The organism is Clostridium sp. UBA6640 (genome assembly GCF_002455975.1).
In the GTDB taxonomy this organism is placed as follows: domain Bacteria; phylum Bacillota; class Clostridia; order Clostridiales; family Clostridiaceae; genus Clostridium_J.
Map to the genome: position 1 here is coordinate 1 of NZ_DKLM01000149.1, position 19,391 is coordinate 19,391.

Genomic DNA, 19,391 nt, shown 5'->3' on the forward strand with positions numbered 1-19,391 from the left:
AGAATTTTTGTTATGGAAATTAAAATTATGTATAAGTTAAATTTTTATTGTGGAGCCATATACATTTACTAGATTATTTCAAAACAATAAAATAATAAAAATAGAATTTAATTATAGGGTTAAGCATAGATTTAGATCAATGAAATTTTATGCTTATCCCTATTTAAGTCTTTTACTAAACTAACAATAGTTTTATTTTAAGCTGATTTTTACATTGTAGGAGCGAACAGTGTTTGCCGGTTCTTTTTAATACGTCTTATAGCTTAACACTTATTTAATAATATATGGCGAACACTGTTCGCCGCTACGGTTTATCAATTCTCATATAGTCCTTTCCTTCTTTATTTCTTCAATCATCCACTGATATTGTAAATCTCCAAGTCCGTACTGCGAAAACAGTGTGAGTAGTTCTCTTACGAGATTTTCCTTATTAAGATTGTTTTTGATATAACGTATGATATCACTGTTTTCTTCTCGGTAGCCAAGATATAAATCCATTGCCTGATAAGTGACAGGCAGCATTTTTTTATCACATTTTTTTCTATCACAAAGTATGGTTTTATAGATATAGTTATAGCCCTCTGTATCAATTTCCACAGCATCAGGTAACATTTCATCGTTTTGCTCTTGTGCCATGCAAAAAAGTACATCACCATCAAAATGAATTTGCTCCAAATACGAAAGAATCGTAATAAAATTCATCTGGCAGAACATATCGTCACCAAACCATAAAACGATAATGTCGAACTGTTCGTCAAACAGTGGCTTTAACGGTTCTATTACAATTTTTCTATATTCTTCAGGTGTTGAACTTAAGGAATGTGCTCTTTTTTCAATAAATTCCGGCGAGAAAATTTTTTCGTCCGTTTCACCCCAGCACATAGCTTCATTAAATGGAATATAGACAGCGTTTTCATTCATCAAGTTATCTCTTTGAAAAGAATCAAGCATACACAAACCATTTAAAATATGCAATGTTTTTAAAGGATAGTCTCTTTCAATTTGACTTTGTACATTCTTAATAGTTTCATTTTTCATTGCTGCATTCTCCTTATTTTGAAATATTGGAGAACTATTTTTCTGATAAACAGCAAGTGGCAGTGGATTTTCGCGAAACCTTTTCGGCGGCATTCCAATCATAGCAGAAAATGCTCTTGAAAATGCCTCCTGCGACGAATAGCCATATTTTATTGCGATATCAATAATTCTGTTATTAGTGTTTTTAAGCTCACTTGCAGCACAAATCAAACGTCGCTTTTGCATATAGCTTTTCATGGTTTCACCAAAATACTGATGAAAAATAACAGAACAATAATAGGGTGAAAAATTGCACTGTCTTGCCAATTCACTTAGGGAAAAATCCTCTGCTAAATTTTTCTCGACAAAATCAAGTATTCTTTTCATATTGGTGTCTATCATCAAACATTCCTCCTTTTTAAAGATAGTAACACATATTGAATATTTTATTTTGATATTAATTGTGATAGTGAATATTTTATGGGCTCCATATCTAACAATAGAAAATTGGAAGCAATGATACCTTTATCTTTCAGTTTAATCTTACCTTTATAAATTTCATCATGATTTCATAAGTTTAACGGTCATATCACAAAAAATAGTGGATAAAAGCTTAAAAAACTATTCAATAAATGTGATAAAAAATAAAAAGATATTAGTAAAAAAGATAACGATAAAATAACCGATTAAGTCAATTGGTATTGGAAAACATAGGAACCCTTCTGGATTAAAATTAGAATTGTAATTTAAAATAAGAATTACCGTGGAAATGGTATAGGTTATACCACTTTAAAGATGTGAATTGATGAGATCTTCTTCCATATTAAGCCAAGTGACAGTCACTTGGCTTAGTGCAATGTATTTCTCTGCCTATAATATAAGAGATTATAAAAAAGATAACTGCTCATTAGTAGATTTATTTAATTTATCTTTCATTGGCTTTGAATAACTACCAGAAAGATTGTATTTATCTTTTAATTCATTAACCATAATGTATAGCTTATCCTTATACTCCTTGTTGGCACCACCTGTTTTATATAAGGTTTGTAATGGGTCATACAAATGACTAAAATCCTTTTTTATAAAATTAAAGAATACTGAACGAGTCTTTCCTCTTAGATAGAGTACTCCAGGTAGTACATAACTAACTCTACAATCAGCAGCATTAGAATATAGAGCATCAACATTATCTCTTCCATCTGTTATATATGGAATGATTGGCATAAAGTGAAGTCCTGTGGATGCCTTTGTCTTTGAGAACTCCTTTAACATAGCAAATCTTTTAAGGGATTCCACGCCATTTGGCTCTATTTTTCTACGAATATTTTCATCCATACAAGTAATGGTTGCTGCAACATTTACATAAGTAATAGAACTAAGTTCCTCAATTAAATCATAGTCTCGCAAAATCAAATCTGACTTTGTGGAAATGATGCAAGGGGTTTTATATTTTATCATTAACCTTAGAATATCTGGCATTATTTTGTACTGTGCTTCTGCTTGTTGATAGCTATCGGTTACGCCACCAATATTAACAACTTCCCTTTTCCAAGTAGGACTGCTAAGTTGTTCTTCCAATCGTTCAACAATATTAGTTTTAACATATATATCCTCAAAATATTGCTCAGAACCCATATATTGATGTGAGTACATAGCATAACAGTATTTACAGCCATGCTCGCACCCCCTATATATATTTAAATCCCAAGCAAATGGTATTTTTCTTTTTAATTTATTACATGCTGTAGTACAAGTTATCTCTTTGTAGCTTGCCATATAAATTCATCCACCCCAATATATTTATGTAATTGAGAATTGACGATTGACAATGGACAATTATGGATACTTCTCTTTTATAAGAGAAGTTTTCAATTGATTTCTTTTCATGTGACACAGTCACTTGTATTAAAAAGTCTGTTAAAAAGATCTATCATAATTCTCAATTGCCTATTCTCAATTCTCCATTAATTAAATTTGTAAATTAAAATATTTAAAGATAGCCAAATTTAGCTATATATTATTTTTTAAAGTAGTTTATCTATATTAAAATAAGTTTTAAATTTAATACTAATAATTCTTAGTTTCTTCTCTCAACTTTTATTGATTTTTTCTAATTGGTATCCAAACCTCGAACTTTGAATTAGCTGGATCTTGATTTAAGTATAACTCAATATCTGGTGCATCTGCATATTCATATCCTGACGTTGGTAACCACTCTGTAATTATTCTTTTTTCAACTTCTTGAATTGCTGTCGGCATAGCACCCTGTCCTGGAAAAACTGCCCAAGTGCCTGCGGGTATTACATATTCATACATACCCTCTGGTACTTCTTTATCAGTTTCCACAGCTATATAATACTCCCATTTCTCCAAGCTATCCATACAAGCACTAACCCCTAATACACCCTTAGAATCTTCATTCATAAGAGATACTATCTGATTAATTGTTCCATTTTGTGCTGATTCTTGCCATAACTTAGGTACAGATTTAAAATTTTTCTCAATATTCTTTTCTAATAGTGTCTTTACTCCCACCATTCTAATTTCTTCTTTTTTAACTATACTATACTCCATTTCTCCTACTCCTTTTATTGTTATTTTAAAACTAATAGGAGGATATGCTTTTAGGAAGGTTCCCTCTTTTTGCGCTACTGAAGGTGATACATGATGTATTTTTTGAAATGCCCTATTAAAAGCAGTTGGAGATTCATAACCATAGCGTAAGGCTACATCAATTACCTTATCTCCACTTTGTAAATCAAGTGCAGCTTTTGTTAATCTCCTATTTCTTATATACTCTGATAGTGGCACTCCTGCTATATATGAGAACATTCGTTGAAAATGATAAGTTGTACAACATGCTATCTTTGCTGCTTTTTCATACTCAATTTCTCCATCTAAGTTTGCTTCAATATATCCTAGTGCTTCATTTAATTTTTCTAACCATTCCATTAAGCTATCCCCTTACAAATAATAGTATAGTGAATCATAAATTTAAAAACCTCTCATCTAATGCACAAATATGAGAGGCTGCTATTTACTTATTAATTAACTTTTACTCTATATTCAAATTGTACCATATTTTGTTTATCTATTTAAACAATACATAATTATAATATAATATCTTAATTAGTAATTAAAACAAGCTCTCACGTGTATAGTCTGTATATTCTGAACCGAGTCTTTCAAATAATTTCTTAACCCTTAATTTCTTATCAATAATTGCTTTCAATTCTGCATCTGTTGCTCCAATAAGTTCTACAAACTGCACCTTTCCATTTGGAGTTTCAATTTCACCAAGCTTATCTAATTGAGTAATAAATCCTGTAATTAATGATTTTCCATTTGGATCCATACCAGTAGTTTGTCCTGTATATATGTATTCATCTGGTTGAAAAATCTCACCCTCATTATAAGTTAATTTGGCTATTGCTTGTAAAATTCCGCACATTCCCCTAATTCCCACTTCTTCATCTTCCAATCCGTCCTTTTTCAGCTTTACAGTTAGTTCAAATCCATATCCACTATATTCTTTATTTTCATTTTCTTTCTCATAAAGTTCTGATAAGCCAAATGTAACAAAGTGATAATATTCCCCGCCATCATAAATGCTAATGCCATCCAAAGGATCATTACCTCCAAGACTCCATGGAATAATTGTTCCATAATGTTTAGGATTGGTCTGTCCTGGATACATCTTTAAACATGCATCTTCAATGGCCTTCCAGCCATCAATTACTACTTGGTCATCCTTAGTATCTTTCTTTTCTATTTTTTTCTTTAATTTATCTAAGAACCCCATCTTTATCTTCCTTTCAAATCACTATTTATCTAGTATTTACAAGTTATGCTCTTAATTATTTCATCTCTCCTATTTAATACAACTATACAAGATATTCTATCTGCTTAGGTTTGCCCATACTTTCGATAATTGATTTTATTTTTTCTTCATCTCCACTTTGAAAAAGTTTTTTATATTCATCCTCTAAAAACCTTGCATGGGCCTGTATAGACTCATCATTAATATTATCTCCCCAATCTACTACAGATGTTCCTAGTTGAATAAATAAGAATTCATCAAAATCATTTGCCCAAAGGTCCATATCTCCTGTATCATGTCCGTATACAGTTACTTTTGGTTCTTGCTTGTTCTCTTCATACCAAAAACAATACAAATCTCCTGAACCCATTTGTGCAAAAGGAATAAACCTATATTTAGGATTAATTTTTACCTTTCCAAGTTTATAATCATCATCATACTCTAGCATTTCCTTAAAGTAATTTATTGTTTCTTGTATTTCTGAGAAAACAACTGGTTCACAATCACCTCCAACCCTATAAAAAAATGATTCTATATTCGTTTCAACTACCTTTCTATTTTCATTAAGCCAATCATATGAATGCTTTAACCATTCCATTGCCCCTGAACTATAAATTTCATGAAAAGTCCTTGGAAATTTTACATTAAGTATATTTTCTAATTCTTCTAGAGTAACAATAATATCCATGCATATCCCCCTTAATATTATTTTCTACTATTTTAATAACTGCTTAAAACCTACCATTTTAATATCAAATTCTTGTTTTCTAACTTTTTAGGTACTATTATTTATCTTTTTCATATATGTCTAATCTTGCAATATCGAAAAACATATATTCACCTATTAACTGTTCATCTCTTGAAAAGTACCCTAAATCAAATTCTGCAATACCACAATCAACTATAACAGGGTTAATTGATAATATTTCTCCATATGCAGAGTAAGACCATGTACTATTTGGTTTAACAATTAAATCCTTCACTTTATCTTTATTCTCACTAAACATAATTTCCCATTGAATATCTATCCCCTCTAAAAAATCAAACTCAACCCTATAAGAGGTTCCAACCTCAAAACTTACAGGAAATCCAAACGCTCGATATTCTTTATTATTAATTTCAAACGTTACAATTGCTTCATTCGCTTCTTTTGAAAGCCATTCCATCTTCACTATCTTTACTTCTATATCATCTTTTATTTTAATCACCTTCTAAAAGTATTTAACCTTTAATAGTCCTTACTCTCAATCCTATACTAAACTTTCACAGTCAAGTTATTATTCATGGTGGGCATATTACTAATATAAAAGTCCCTAACAAAAATGTTAAGGACTTTTATATTAATAATTATAATTCTATAATAACATCACTAAAATATAGGTAACTATTTTCTAGTTAGCCTCATCTTTATACTCCTCCATCTGTTTTAAATAGTTAATTTGAGTTTCTGTCTTTCCTCTATATTTTAAATCATCGCTAACAGAATCTTGATTAATATTATTAGATTGAGAGTTTATAGAAAGCTTCATTTCTTGAAATTCCTCTTCTGTAAGATCTCTGTAACTATAACATTTTGGACAAGTAATACAATATTGCTTTCTATATGGTATTACTGGAATGAAAAACAGAGTAAACCACGTTCTTACAACACATAAATTCCAAACTTCAGTACTATTACAGTAGCCACATGTACGCTCAAATACTGGGCCAACAATCTTTCTAGTCACTTTCCCCCATCCCCAAATTATCATTTTATCACCTCATATCAATAATCTTTCCTAATTGTACCATTTTCCAATATTTATCTCAATATACAACACAAATATCCATAGTTCTACATATAAATTATTTCATTACTTACAATAAGATTTTTCACACCATCAGACTTTATCTTTATAATTCATCTAATGACCTTAAAACAAAATAAATGTTCTAAATTTAAAATATTTACTCTACATAATGACGGGGACAATTTATGTAATAACATTTATAAAATATATCGTAATCTACTTCTACAAAAGGCTTAATGCCATTAATAACCTGTCTATAACATTCTTTAATGCTATTTAATCTAGCCTTTTCTCCATCAATATATTCTTTACAATCCTCTTCACTATCCCAATCTGCATAATTAGTTTCTTCTTCATAAATATTCTTCACTATTTCTTCTTCAATTTCATTCATCTTTTTCTCTGATGCGTCTATACCATATGACTCTTTTAGTGCATAAAAATACTGACCAATCCAACTTTCATCTTTATAAAGGTTATCTTCATCATATAATTCTATACATTTATGATAATCACCAAGTATATACATACATTCTGCTAATTCACTGGCTCCAACCTCTAAGCTTTCATAACTACGCTCTAATAATAATTGAATTATTTTTTTACCCTCTTCTAGTTCTCCATTCAATGCTAATTCTCTTCCAAGAAGTAAAGCAATTCTTCCATCTATCTCTTCATATTCATATGGGTATGTGTAAATTGATTTTAACTGAAGAATTCCTTCTTCCTTATCATCTGAAGCAATTAAACTAACAGCTTCATTATATTTATATACCTTGTGAGGAGAAATTTCAAAAGCCTTATTAAATAATTTTATTGCTTCCCTATAATTCTTTTCCTTAAAAAATAATTTTCCTAAGGCAAAATATGTATTATCATATTTTGATTCATATTCTATTGCTTTTGTAAGTAATTCAATTGATTTATCAACCTCTTCGTATTCTTCACTTAACAAATAGGCCATATTAGTGGCCCAAAAAGAATACTCGTCCTTTGACATATTATTTTTATTTTTGTTATAACAATCTTCTAAAATATCAGTTGAAATTTTTGTATCATTTCTCAGCTCCAAATTCATCATTGCCATAAGTGAAAACGCTTGAACATTAGACGGGTTCTTATTAACCTCTATTTCTAACCGCTCTTTACATTCATGAAAAACTTTAGCTCTTTCATCAAACTCCAAATTCATAACACTCTGCAATTCTTTTACCATTTTGCTTATATTCATTTATATCACTTCCTCAACACCTTGTACGTTAATTATATAAATACTCCATTTAGTTGTATATATTTTAAATAAAAAAAATAGCCTTAGCTAAGTTATACCAATAGCTAAGGCTAGGTCTCTCAATTATTTATGATACGGTTTGCCCTTTGTTGCCGAATACATGACTATTAAGCATGAGTTTCATTTAAAAATTCCTCAATATTTTGTAGAACTTTATTGGATAATCTTTGCCTTGCTTCTTTTGTCCAGCCCGCTACTTTTTTAGATGAAATTATATTAGGATATTTCTCAAACTCTTTTTTGTAACTTCCTACGCCATCTTCATCATATATTGCAAAGTTCCCTTTTCTTTGTATCCATTCCAAAAATGCAGGTACTTGAAATGGGGTACCTAAAGAAGTGTTAATCAATATTTTGCCATCACCAAACAATGAAAATTCATCTTTTCCAAGTATCATTGTATTTTTAGGCAAATGAATTGATACAATTTCTGTTCTTTTCAACAACTCATTAAGTTGAAGATATTCTATCCCTTCATTCTCGATATCCAATTTTCTATTTCTACTGAAATAATAAACTTTCATTCCGAAGGCAGATGCTATTTTTGCCAACATTCTCCCCGTTGTTCCCATTCCAATTATTCCAATTTTCCTTTGCATTAACTCTACAGGTTCATTTCTCCACTGATATTCTCCTAAACCTTTCAGTAATCTTATTAATTCACTAATGATGAATTCAACTACTCCTTCATCCCCGTAGTCTCTAACTCCTCGAACTTCAATATTATTTACTCTTGCAGTTTTAATATCAACATTTGCTGAATCTTCATTATAAAGGCTACAGCACATTCCAATATATTTGATCTGGCTACATCTTTCAATTACCTCTTTACTTATTTGTGTATTCCAAGACACAAGCACACAATCAGCACCTTTTATTCTTTGTATAATTTCACTATCATTTTGTGGATAATCATCAAATACCTCAATCGTTTTTTTAGAATACTTCTTTAATTCTTCAATTGCCCAAGGTTCCAATCCTGTCTTATCAATACATACTATTTTATTAAACTTCATCCATTCTCACCCTTTAATTCAATTATTATCTTATATCATCTTCTATTATTGTTGATAAAATAAATGTAGTGGATGTGTCTATAGTAGACTTCACTTTCCATACTTCGTCAATGAAATTTGTAATATCTGATGTAGACTTTGCCCTAACCTTAATTACTATACACCAATCACCATGAATCCTTTGACATTCTTCTATAAATACATTAGGTATATCGATATTAATATATTGTTGTATATCTTCTTTATAATCTAACATATTTACTTTTACATAAATATATGCTTTAGTACCTTCACCCAATTTAGTCCAATCAATGATACTTTTATAACCTTTTATTACTCCACTTTCTTCTAATTTTTTTATTCTTTGATGAATTGCTTGTCTTGAGATATGAAGAATTCTACTTATTTCTTCATGAGATACTCTTGCATTATTACTAATAATATTTATAATTTTAATATCCAAATCGTCCATATCCCAGCCCTCCCTACTATATGTACTGTATTTTATCATTTAAAAAACATTAAGTCATCATAAAGAGTGAATTAACTTCTAATAGTAATTTTAATTGCTTCACAAACAATTATTTTCATATTTTAGGCTTCTTTTTAAGTGAAATTTACTTAAAATAATTACTATATGAAATTATTTTAAAAATAATGATAAATTACAATAACAAATTGAACTATATTTTGTTTGTATATTTAAACAATAAAAAACCTCCCTTGTATATATCTTAAATAAAAAAACAACCTTAACCAAGTAATATCAATGGCTAAGGCTAGTCTCTTAACTTATCTATGATACTATTCTCCGAATCACCTTTAAGTGAGGTTTTTATAGTCTAGGTTAAACATTAAAAGACTGAAGATAAAAAAAGTTATACTAGAGCTCACTTGCATATTATAAGGCTCTCCTAAATAATCTAACTAAACTAAATTTTGCTTATAAGAACATATTCTACAAACCATAATTTCAACTATACTTACATAAGCTTCGTTGCATGGGTAACTTCCCCATATGGATTAATATGAGTTAATTTATATTGATGTTTACTTGTAATTTCTATTACCACTCTGTCCTCTATAAACTTAGATATAAATTCAATTTTCGAATCTTCTATATTGATAGGTAGCAATTCATACATATACAATACTCCATACCTTTTAGCTATTGTTATAAATACCTTATCTTTGTCATTTATTATATCGATTTTATTATCTTTACCATCTATTAAGTATGAACCTATATACTTATTTAAGGTTCTATTGTCTACCCTTATGACACTACAGCTTTGATTAATGATTATATCTTCTCCTAATATAATGGCTGCAATATCCTTTGATATTTGCTCTACAGGAGTAAGATTAAAATTACTTAATACTATTATTGTAAGGTCATCTTCAATGTATCTACAAAAATAATTTACATATCCATTCACATCCCCAAAGTGATAGAATTTATTTCTTTGTATATCATCTATTATATCTTTATCTAAGAACCAACCATATCCACAAACATTATTATACATATTAAACATTTTTCCAAGTTGATTTTTGCTTACTAATTTCTCAGTATTTAGAGCTTTACTCCATAGATGCAAATCTTTGATATTTGAGTACATATCATATGCACCCTTAGCGTTCGTCATATCCACAAACTCTGGATTAATGATTTCCTTCCATATGGTATATCCACTAGACAAATCCTTTATAATCTTCCGTCCATCATCAAATCCTGTGGATTCCATACCTAATGGTTTTAAGATATTATCTTCAATATATTTTTCATATGTCATTCCGGAAATTCTCTCTATAATATATGCTAAAATAGTATATTCTGTATTTGAATATCTAAACTCTGTTCCAGGATCAAAATTCAATGGTTTATCTTTAAATTCATTGATAGTATCTTCCAATGTTGTAAATAACCTCATTCGGGTCGGCCAATAGTTTATGTCACTAGCAAAATCTTGAATGCCGCTACTATGGCTAAGTAAATGATGTATAGTAATTTTATGTCCTTCTATCATATCTTCAATATAGCCGCCTAATGTTTCTTCTAAATTAATTAGCCCACTTTGTTCCAATTGTAGTATTGCCATTGCTATAAAAGCTTTTGTTAGCGAACCTATACGGAATTTAGTTTCCTCTGTGTTTTTGATATTTAGTTGATGATTCGCTATCCCATATCCCTTACAATGAATTATTTCATCCTGATAAGATACTAAAATAGCGCCATTAAAATATTCTCTCCTATTCAAGCTTTCTAAATAATCTTCTAGTAGTTGATTAATATTTTTCATAATATTATTTCCCCACCTTTTGCATATTGAATTTTTTGTAATTGCAAGTTATATATATCATTAATTTCTAATGTACTGATGGCTAAAGTTTCACCCTTTTATTCCCTCTCACCAAAAAAATCATCACAAAACTTATTCCACTTTATCTTATATTCTTCATGGGATATTAATTCAAGGTCATATGGCGAATAAATATTTCTTCTCCTTGCTTCTTCTACAAAATCCTCTAGATAGTCACCTGGTTCTGTAAAATATCCTTTTACTTTAGAATATCCCTTACTTACTGCATAATAAAGTCTAGTATGTCCATCCAAAGATACAAAAGAGTCCTTTATTTTTGCTAGAGAAATGACGATGTCTTCTTCACTTTTTATGAAAGATTCTATAGCTTTAACTTTGTCCATATCCACGAAAAACTGTGAAGGCTGAATATCCTTAATAGTTATATGAAATATATTAATAGGTGGAAAAGCTTTTATTAATTCCATATCTTCGTCATAGAAATTAATAATGTGCCCAGAATAGAATCTAAATTCATCTATCAATTGGAACACATCAACTTCCTTATCAAAAAGTACAATGGCAGAATCTTTATTTATTATTTTAAAACTACATTTATACTTTTCATCAGCAATAAAGGCACCATGCTGATTTAAAATATCTTTATCAAATCTATCATCCTCATAACTGTTAATTCTTTGTATTTTATGATTCATTTTCTCACTACCTATCTATGATTATATTAAGCATTTTATTTTTAAAATTTATAGACATGAATCCTAATTATGAAATTTCAATTTAAGAATTCACTAATGATATTTTTCACATTTATTTATGATACAGTTCTCCGTAACTATTCTAAATGAAGTTTTGCATTTTGTTTTTTGTATATATTCTACATAATTATGGCATGCTTTAATAGTCTAAAACTCAAACCAATCTATCTATTCGATTACTTTAACTTACTAGATAGCTTTATATTTGATATAACCATAGTGCAAACAGTAAATATTGTAAAAGCTAACAAAGATATCAAAATAACTAGTACATATGTAGGTATAATTTTACCTGATATATTGTAAATCTCAGGATGAATATAATAATTATTGAAATTGATCATGTGGTACGGTAAGAAGGTTTTAAAATAATGATTAATTTCAAAATTATTATTAGGCATCATAGTCATTATTGCACAAAAAAATGTTACAAATATTGCTCCTGATAAAATCTGATCTACTATCACTGTAAATAAAAGCGTTGCAGATACCATAACTAACATTGCCATAAATCCTATTGTTACATTTAATAAATACTGCTGTAAGTAAGTTATATTGTAAGGGCAAAACAAATAATTTATACTACTTTGAATAGGTAAACTAGCCCCCTTAAATCCAAGTATCGCTAATTTTGAAAGTGAAAATATTAATACAGCTGTAATATAAATCATACCACCTACTTCAAATCCTGTTATTATTTTAATTTTAGCTAAAGTTTTCTTGCCATGTTTAGTTGTAATGTACAGTTGTCTCATTTTTGTCTTTGGGTCTTTTGCAAATACAGGTAAAATAATAAATGGTATAATAAATATAATGATTGTAAGAAAATCTATCATATCATTATTTAAATTTTTCCACCCCTCTGCATATCCTAGCGGCAAAGGTGTATTAAGCTTTTCCCCCTCCGAGGCTAGCTTGTCTATATTTTCTACCATAGCTGCTCCACCTATATTTTTTTTAACATTTACTATTCTCTGATTGTAAAAGTTTTTTATATCATCATTGGTAAGTTCTTCTACTTTTTTTTCATAGTTTGAAGCAACCAATATAGCTAAATTTGAATTATATAAGTACTTACTTTTATCGTTGCTCTCTACAACATCTTTTATAGCCTTTTCATCTAATAGTCTCTTATGTTTATCTAGTTTTGATTCTTTTAAATTGTCTTTACTAGATATAATAATACTTCCTTGTGAATCATAGACATTGTAATTATTTAGAGACATTATACTACTAAATATAGAGAATATTAGAACAATTGCAGAGAGTATAAGAAAGTTTCTTAGGTTTAATATTCTTTTTCTTTCAACTCTTATAATTTCTTTCATTTAATTTAACCACCTAATTTTTATTTTAAATATGCCGTTACTATAGGGTTCCAAGCTGACTTTTAAATTTATCCATTTCAGAACTTGGATACCCAGAAGAGTGAGACATGCTCAGAAATTAGTTAAATTCAATAAGGATCTTTGAATAAAATCATTTTTGAAATTGATATATAAATTTAAATCTGAGCTTGTTTCCCTATATATCTAATTTAACTTATATTTCTTATATTGACTTACTGTTAAAATTCTAATTACTAACATGTAAATAAATGCTATTACTATAAATGCTAATGAATATGGTATCACTATATTTCCTATAAAATAATAAATATCAAGACTAAGATGTGTAGCAAAATAAGTAGGATTAAGTTGTAATTGTAGTGAATTAGTTGTATATCTTAATCTTATAAGTGTCCATATGCTAAGCAAAGATATAAGCGTTGTTAATTTTGAATATTTAACTTTTAATGATATTAACATAACTAAATTTGCAACTATTAATATTCCTAAGAGCCCCTGAAAAATCATAATTAGTATACCTGTACCTGTACTTATATTATATATGCAAGTGTACCACATAGTTTGTGCAGACGTACCCCATCCATTCAAAGAAGCTACAACTCCAATTTCTATTAAAAGTGTTCCTATAAATATAGCATAAACTACTGCTGCAAATATATTTCCAGCTATGATTCTTGCATTCATATTTTTCTTTCTTCCGAACTTAGAAGATAGTGTAAGCTCATCTATTCCATTATTGCTATTCTTTGAAAACAGTGAGCTTAAAGCAAATCCTATTACTATAAGAACAAGATAATATTGTGCTCCATATTGCCACACAAAATAAGTTAAGCCTTCATAATAATCTACCTTGAAAGGAGTTTTTAACTTATCTATTTTTTCATTTATCTTATTCATTTGATCATCTGTGTATTTAAACCAATTACTACGCTGATTTTTGTCTTTTATAGTATCACTTACAGATTTTTTATACTGATTATAAAACTCTTTTTCCGATTTTATAAAATCAAAGTCTAATCCCATCCTATTGCTAAGCATATCAGGACCATAGTTAGCAAAATTTATAATATGGTTTGGATACTCATATTTCGTAAGATAAAATCCAAGACGTTCTTCAAACTCTTGTTTTTCTTTACTTAAATTGAATTTTTCAACTAAATTATCTAAATACTCTTGATTCATTACTCCTTTTATATCTTTTGATTCATTTTTAATGGCTCTAAAAGATTTTGATCCATAAACTTCTTTACCTTCACTAGTAATAGCCTCAGAATTAAATAACACTATAAAGATATTTATTGTAGAGATTACAATAAGCAGCACTACAGCTACTATAGTGAGCTGAGTCCATATCTTCCTAAATTCATATTTTACTAATTCTTTCATAATCTTAACACCTACTCTTTATAACTGTTTCCATGATGTATTACTTCCCATGGGCTATCTTTTGACTCTCTTACTGAAATTAAATAACTATATACATCGTCTTTTTCTGTCTCATATTCTTCAATACGTATATTTTCATTATCATAGCCACTAGCTACTCCTTTATCTTCATCATCGTAAATTGCATTCATTCTTGGATCAATACATGATGTTGCATCGTGTCCATATACTGGTCTTTCAGGAATCTTTAATTCATTTTCAATATAACCACGTATAAAACGTATATATTCTACCTCTTTTTCGTAGCCTTCCTTGGTGAAATTAGGTATATTTTTACTTTGACCTGGTATATTAGCACCGTTCTCTGCTACTACGAACGTCCCTCCATCCATCTCTTTAACACTTTCTTTTCTTGCCGTTCTTATCCTTGCAAGCTCCTTATTTAGTTCATTATCTTTTTGATCTTCTGGGAGTCTATCTATAGCATCTCCATCTACACTATTTACACCGATACTTCGTGAACTACAGCCTACAGAAAATGTCAAACTCATTAGTATAGCTCCAATTATCATTAAACTTTTTCTTTTTTTCATCTTAATTCTCCTTCACTTTGTTAAATTTTTAACCAATATAGTTATTATAATGATTTAAAACATTTAAATTATTATAAGTCTATCTAAAGACATGTAGATACATAATAATCCTCTAAGCTCGGTTCTAATGATTTATTTGTAACACCTTCATATTCATCCCCTGCATATCTTACACGAATGCTTTGTTTCTCTTGTTTTCTATGAATCACTTTTCTTTCTTGGCTTATCTTATTAAATATATCTTGATCAACCACAGTTTCCCAAACTTTCCCTCTTACCTTTTCTACTAAGTTATCAATATTATCAGCTTCTACTAATTCCCCTTTTCTTATTATTATCAAATCATTTGCAATTGCTTCTATATCGGATAAAATATGTGTTGATAATATAACTATCTTATCTTTCGACATTGCACTTATTATATTTGAAAATCTTATCCTTTCTTTAGGATCAAGTCCTGCTGTTGGCTCATCAAATATTAATATCTTAGGGTCATTAAGTATTGCTTGTGCTATACCTACTCTTCTTTTCATACCACCTGAAAAAGACTTCACTTTTTTATCTGCTACATGATCTAAGTTTACAAATTCCAAAACCTCTGGAATCTTTTTATCTAACTCAGATTTTGGAATACCTTTTAATGCACCCATATATTCTAAAAAGTCTTTTGCCGTAAAACTTGGAAATACATTATAATCTTGTGGCATATACCCTATAATATTTCTGTACTTTTCATCTAGATTTATTATATCCTCCCCATCAAAGGTTACCTTTCCTTTAGTTTGAAAATCAACAGTGGTTAGAATTCTCATAAGAGTACTTTTACCTGCTCCATTTTCTCCAAGTAACCCATAAGTACCTGACTCCATTGTAATGTTTATATTTTTTAATGCTTCCTTATTTCTATATGCTTTATATAGATTTTCAATTTTTAATTCCATTTTTAACCTCCATTTTTAAAACTTTTCATATTATTTATAATGTGATTTTAATCATTGAATTTGGCTGAAAAAATTTAAAGAATCAATCCATCTACCGTTATCAGAACTTCCCATAACAACGCATATAAACCTTTTGCCATCAACCTCTATTGCAGAAACTAAACAACTTCCAGCTTTATCACTTTTACCAGTTTTTAATCCTATTACATTCTCATTATAATAAGGACTACCAGAATTAATTAGCTCATTAGTGTTATAGTAAGTTACCTCTTGTCCACTTAACCATGTATCGGAAATAATATAACTACTCATAATCTTCAAAAGCTCATTTTTAGCTAAGCAAGCCTTAGCAATATATGCGATATCCTGCGCTGTTGTGTACTGCCCTTTTGTATCATATCCATCAGGTGTCTTGAAGTTAGAATCTACAGCTCCAAGACTAACAGCTTTTTGATTCATATAATCAATAAATACTTGAATAGATTCTTTTATAGATACTGTTTCATTATCAGCAATTGTTCTAGCAGTATATACAGCCAATGCATATGCTGCATCATTACCTTATGGAAGTAAAAGTGCCACGAGTAATTGCTGAACTGTCAATTTTGCTCCTGGATATAATCAGGCTCTTGAAGAATCTTTTGCAATGACTTCTACTTCTTCCCCTACATTAACAACATCATTTAATTTACAATAATCCAAAACAGTAAGTGCAGTAAGAATCTTCGTAATACTAGCTGGAGCTATTTTTTCTTCAGCATTCTTTTCATATAAAATTAAATCTCTATTCACATCTAATAGATAAACATTTGATGTCTCAACATTTACTGATTTGGTTGCTTTACTTTTATCCTCAATTTTATCTTCGGTATTTATCCTAATTTCAAATGCCATGAAAATTATCGTACATATTATAGCCATAAATAATAAATAGCCTTTAATGCGCTTAATATATTCCCTAAAAATTCTCAAAAAATAATCTCCTCCTTTGATAAATCCATTTTATCAAAGGAGGAGATTCAATATTTTAATATAAAGTTGATTATTTATTGAGATTTTATGTAGAAATGATATAAATTATAATATTATATACTAGTTGTTAGGAATCATAACTGTAAAGATAGTATGATTTTGCTGACAAACTACAGTAATCGTTCCACCATGCAATGTCACAATATCTTTAGCAATAGCAAGACCTAATCCTGCACCACCTGTTGATGTTTGTCTAGCTGCATCAATTCTATGGAATTTATCAAATATGTAATCCAACTTATCTTGGGGTATAGCTCCTAGGCTTTTAAAACTTATAAAACTTTTGCTCTTTTTTGAATATCCACATATTTCAATTGTGCTATTAGAATCGCTATATGATATTGCATTTTTCAAAATATTATTAAAAACTCTTGCCATTTTTTCTGAATCTGCATATATTTTTAAATCCTCGAATATGTTCATAGATACCTTTTTATCCTTCTCTACAAGTTGAGGATATGCTTCATCTACAATTTGAACCATCATATAATACAGATCAATGCTTTGTTTATTTAATGGAACTGACTGTAAATTATATCTTGTAATTTCAAAAAACTCATCAATCAAATTTTCAAGGCGATATGCCTTTTCTAATGTTATATTTACATATTTACTTTTTTGTTCTATAGGCATATTTGGTGTTTCATCTAATAGATTTAAATAACCTATTACAGATGTCAATGGTGTCTTGATATCATGAGCCAAATAAATAATTAGATCATTTTTTCTTTTTTCCAGCTCTCTTTCTGCTTCTGCACTTCTTTCCAATTCTAATCTAATTTGATTGAGTTTCTCTTCCATAAATCCAAGTTCCGATGACATGGAGATTTTTTCTTCTCTATTAACAAGCCCATTAATCCCTGCAATCATTTCATCAAAATATTTGGTAAACCATGATAAAAGTGCTCTATAAAACAACGAAAACATCAAGATAATCGTACCAATTATAATAAAATCAAAATACTTTCTTACATTATAAAAATATAAATACCTTGCTATCTCCCAATCTACTCCTGCTGATCTACTAATTATTTCAGTAATAAAGTTTCCAATTTTTCCTTGACCTGCAGAGCGAATAAAAAAAACTATACTAATAGCAATAATCATTAGACCAAGTGTTTGAAAGAATATTTTATTAATGAGCTTTTTATATGGTTTTTTATTAAATTTATCACTTTTCAATTTTATAACCGACTCCCCATACCGTTTTAATATATTTAGGCTTCTCTACAGAATCACCTATTTTTTCACGCAGATGTCTAATATGGGTTGTAATAGTATTGTTGCTTTTATCAAAATACTCATCACCCCAAATTTTATGAAAAAGCTGTTCTGAGCTAACAACGTTTCCTTTTTCTTCACATAAAATCTTCAAAATCAAAAATTCCGTTGGAGTGAGTGAAAGTATATTTCCATCCAATCTACACTCATGACTATTAATATCAATTGTTAATCCCCTATGAATTAACACATTATCAGGCTGTGTATAATCAAAATTATACTTTTTATATCTTCTAAGCTGAGCTTTTACTCTGGCTATTACTTCTAATGGTCTAAATGGCTTTGTCATATAATCATCTGCTCCAAAAGTTAAGCCACTAATTTTATCATGCTCCTCACCTTTTGCTGTTAGCATTATAATAGGAAATAAATGTTTTTCTCTTATCTCTTTACACATTAATAACCCATCACCATCTGGCAGCATTACGTCAAGAATTGCAAGATCAATTTTATATTCATTAATACATTCCATTACATTTATAGCCGAATAGAACTTAAAAACTGTATAATTTTCATTTGTTAGATATATTTCAAGTAAATCAGCTATTTCTTTTTCATCTTCTACAATCAATATGTTTGTACTCACTACATAACCTCCAAAAAATAATTTAATATCCTCATATAATAATTCTATAAGCTTTTCAATTATCTTATATGATTTAAATCTTAAAACTTTATTGAGAATTTATTAAGATTTAATATATACCTTAAACTTAAAACTAAATTACCTTGTAAATTATAAATCATAATTAATTCTTATATCAAGTTTATCCGTTGCATCCCTAAAGGATAGTGT

Annotated in this window: 20 protein-coding genes; all 20 read right to left on the reverse strand. The window is 29.1% G+C overall.

The features are described 5' to 3' along the window. Positions 1-321: 321 nt before the first annotated feature. A complete protein-coding gene (locus tag B2W91_RS16790) occupies positions 322-1,419 on the reverse strand; it encodes a helix-turn-helix transcriptional regulator (RefSeq protein ID WP_291583017.1) in 1,098 nt (365 codons plus the stop codon). 483 nt (positions 1,420-1,902) lie between these two features. Next, positions 1,903-2,793 (reverse strand): SPL family radical SAM protein, encoded by an 891-nt coding sequence (locus B2W91_RS16795; RefSeq protein WP_291583019.1) that lies wholly within the window; start codon positions 2,791-2,793, stop codon positions 1,903-1,905. A 321-nt stretch (positions 2,794-3,114) separates the two neighbouring features. Further along, positions 3,115-3,969, reverse strand: coding sequence for an AraC family transcriptional regulator (locus tag B2W91_RS16800; RefSeq protein WP_291583021.1), 855 nt, complete (start codon positions 3,967-3,969; stop codon positions 3,115-3,117). A gap of 184 nt (positions 3,970-4,153) precedes the next feature. Then, positions 4,154-4,819 carry a suppressor of fused domain protein gene (locus B2W91_RS16805; RefSeq protein ID WP_291583023.1) on the reverse strand — a complete coding sequence of 222 codons (666 nt, stop codon included), beginning with the start codon at positions 4,817-4,819 and terminating at the stop codon, positions 4,154-4,156. A gap of 82 nt (positions 4,820-4,901) precedes the next feature. Beyond that, entirely contained in the window at positions 4,902-5,525 is a 624-nt protein-coding gene (locus B2W91_RS16810) for an SMI1/KNR4 family protein (RefSeq protein WP_291583026.1), read from the reverse strand. 97 nt (positions 5,526-5,622) lie between these two features. Then, complete coding sequence (locus B2W91_RS16815; RefSeq protein ID WP_291583027.1) at positions 5,623-6,009, reverse strand: hypothetical protein; 387 nt, start codon at positions 6,007-6,009, stop codon at positions 5,623-5,625. 219 nt (positions 6,010-6,228) lie between these two features. Beyond that, complete coding sequence (locus B2W91_RS16820) at positions 6,229-6,588, reverse strand: zinc-ribbon domain-containing protein (RefSeq protein ID WP_291583029.1); 360 nt, start codon at positions 6,586-6,588, stop codon at positions 6,229-6,231. A gap of 196 nt (positions 6,589-6,784) precedes the next feature. Next, a complete protein-coding gene (locus tag B2W91_RS16825; protein WP_291583031.1) occupies positions 6,785-7,858 on the reverse strand; it encodes a tetratricopeptide repeat protein in 1,074 nt (357 codons plus the stop codon). A 167-nt stretch (positions 7,859-8,025) separates the two neighbouring features. Continuing rightward, the gene (locus B2W91_RS16830) at positions 8,026-8,934 is read right to left on the reverse strand and encodes a D-isomer specific 2-hydroxyacid dehydrogenase family protein (protein ID WP_291583033.1); all 909 of its coding nucleotides are present in this window, start codon (positions 8,932-8,934) and stop codon (positions 8,026-8,028) included. A 25-nt stretch (positions 8,935-8,959) separates the two neighbouring features. Continuing rightward, on the reverse strand, positions 8,960-9,406 hold the full coding sequence (locus B2W91_RS16835) for an Lrp/AsnC family transcriptional regulator (protein WP_291583035.1): 447 nt from the start codon (positions 9,404-9,406) through the stop codon (positions 8,960-8,962). Positions 9,407-9,917: 511 nt separating this feature from the next. Continuing rightward, positions 9,918-11,237 carry a serine hydrolase domain-containing protein gene (locus tag B2W91_RS16840; RefSeq protein ID WP_291583037.1) on the reverse strand — a complete coding sequence of 440 codons (1,320 nt, stop codon included), beginning with the start codon at positions 11,235-11,237 and terminating at the stop codon, positions 9,918-9,920. A gap of 98 nt (positions 11,238-11,335) precedes the next feature. Beyond that, the gene (locus B2W91_RS16845; RefSeq protein WP_291583039.1) at positions 11,336-11,953 is read right to left on the reverse strand and encodes a hypothetical protein; all 618 of its coding nucleotides are present in this window, start codon (positions 11,951-11,953) and stop codon (positions 11,336-11,338) included. 236 nt (positions 11,954-12,189) lie between these two features. Continuing rightward, positions 12,190-13,341 (reverse strand): hypothetical protein, encoded by a 1,152-nt coding sequence (locus tag B2W91_RS16850; RefSeq protein ID WP_291583041.1) that lies wholly within the window; start codon positions 13,339-13,341, stop codon positions 12,190-12,192. Positions 13,342-13,545: 204 nt separating this feature from the next. Then, on the reverse strand, positions 13,546-14,748 hold the full coding sequence (locus tag B2W91_RS16855) for a hypothetical protein (RefSeq protein WP_291583043.1): 1,203 nt from the start codon (positions 14,746-14,748) through the stop codon (positions 13,546-13,548). Positions 14,749-14,759: 11 nt separating this feature from the next. Then, on the reverse strand, positions 14,760-15,341 hold the full coding sequence (locus B2W91_RS16860; RefSeq protein ID WP_291583046.1) for a hypothetical protein: 582 nt from the start codon (positions 15,339-15,341) through the stop codon (positions 14,760-14,762). Positions 15,342-15,424: 83 nt separating this feature from the next. Further along, a complete protein-coding gene (locus B2W91_RS16865; RefSeq protein ID WP_291583047.1) occupies positions 15,425-16,282 on the reverse strand; it encodes an ABC transporter ATP-binding protein in 858 nt (285 codons plus the stop codon). A gap of 51 nt (positions 16,283-16,333) precedes the next feature. Further along, a complete protein-coding gene (locus tag B2W91_RS16870; protein ID WP_291583049.1) occupies positions 16,334-16,822 on the reverse strand; it encodes a D-alanyl-D-alanine carboxypeptidase family protein in 489 nt (162 codons plus the stop codon). Positions 16,823-16,903: 81 nt separating this feature from the next. Continuing rightward, positions 16,904-17,254 carry a hypothetical protein gene (locus B2W91_RS16875; RefSeq protein WP_291583050.1) on the reverse strand — a complete coding sequence of 117 codons (351 nt, stop codon included), beginning with the start codon at positions 17,252-17,254 and terminating at the stop codon, positions 16,904-16,906. A 120-nt stretch (positions 17,255-17,374) separates the two neighbouring features. Continuing rightward, on the reverse strand, positions 17,375-18,529 hold the full coding sequence (locus B2W91_RS16880; protein ID WP_414633133.1) for a sensor histidine kinase: 1,155 nt from the start codon (positions 18,527-18,529) through the stop codon (positions 17,375-17,377). Further along, positions 18,486-19,181 (reverse strand): VanR-ABDEGLN family response regulator transcription factor, encoded by a 696-nt coding sequence (gene vanR, locus B2W91_RS16885; protein WP_291583054.1) that lies wholly within the window; start codon positions 19,179-19,181, stop codon positions 18,486-18,488. The genes B2W91_RS16880 and vanR overlap by 44 nt, the downstream gene beginning before the upstream one ends. Between the last annotated feature and the right edge of the window lie 210 nt (positions 19,182-19,391).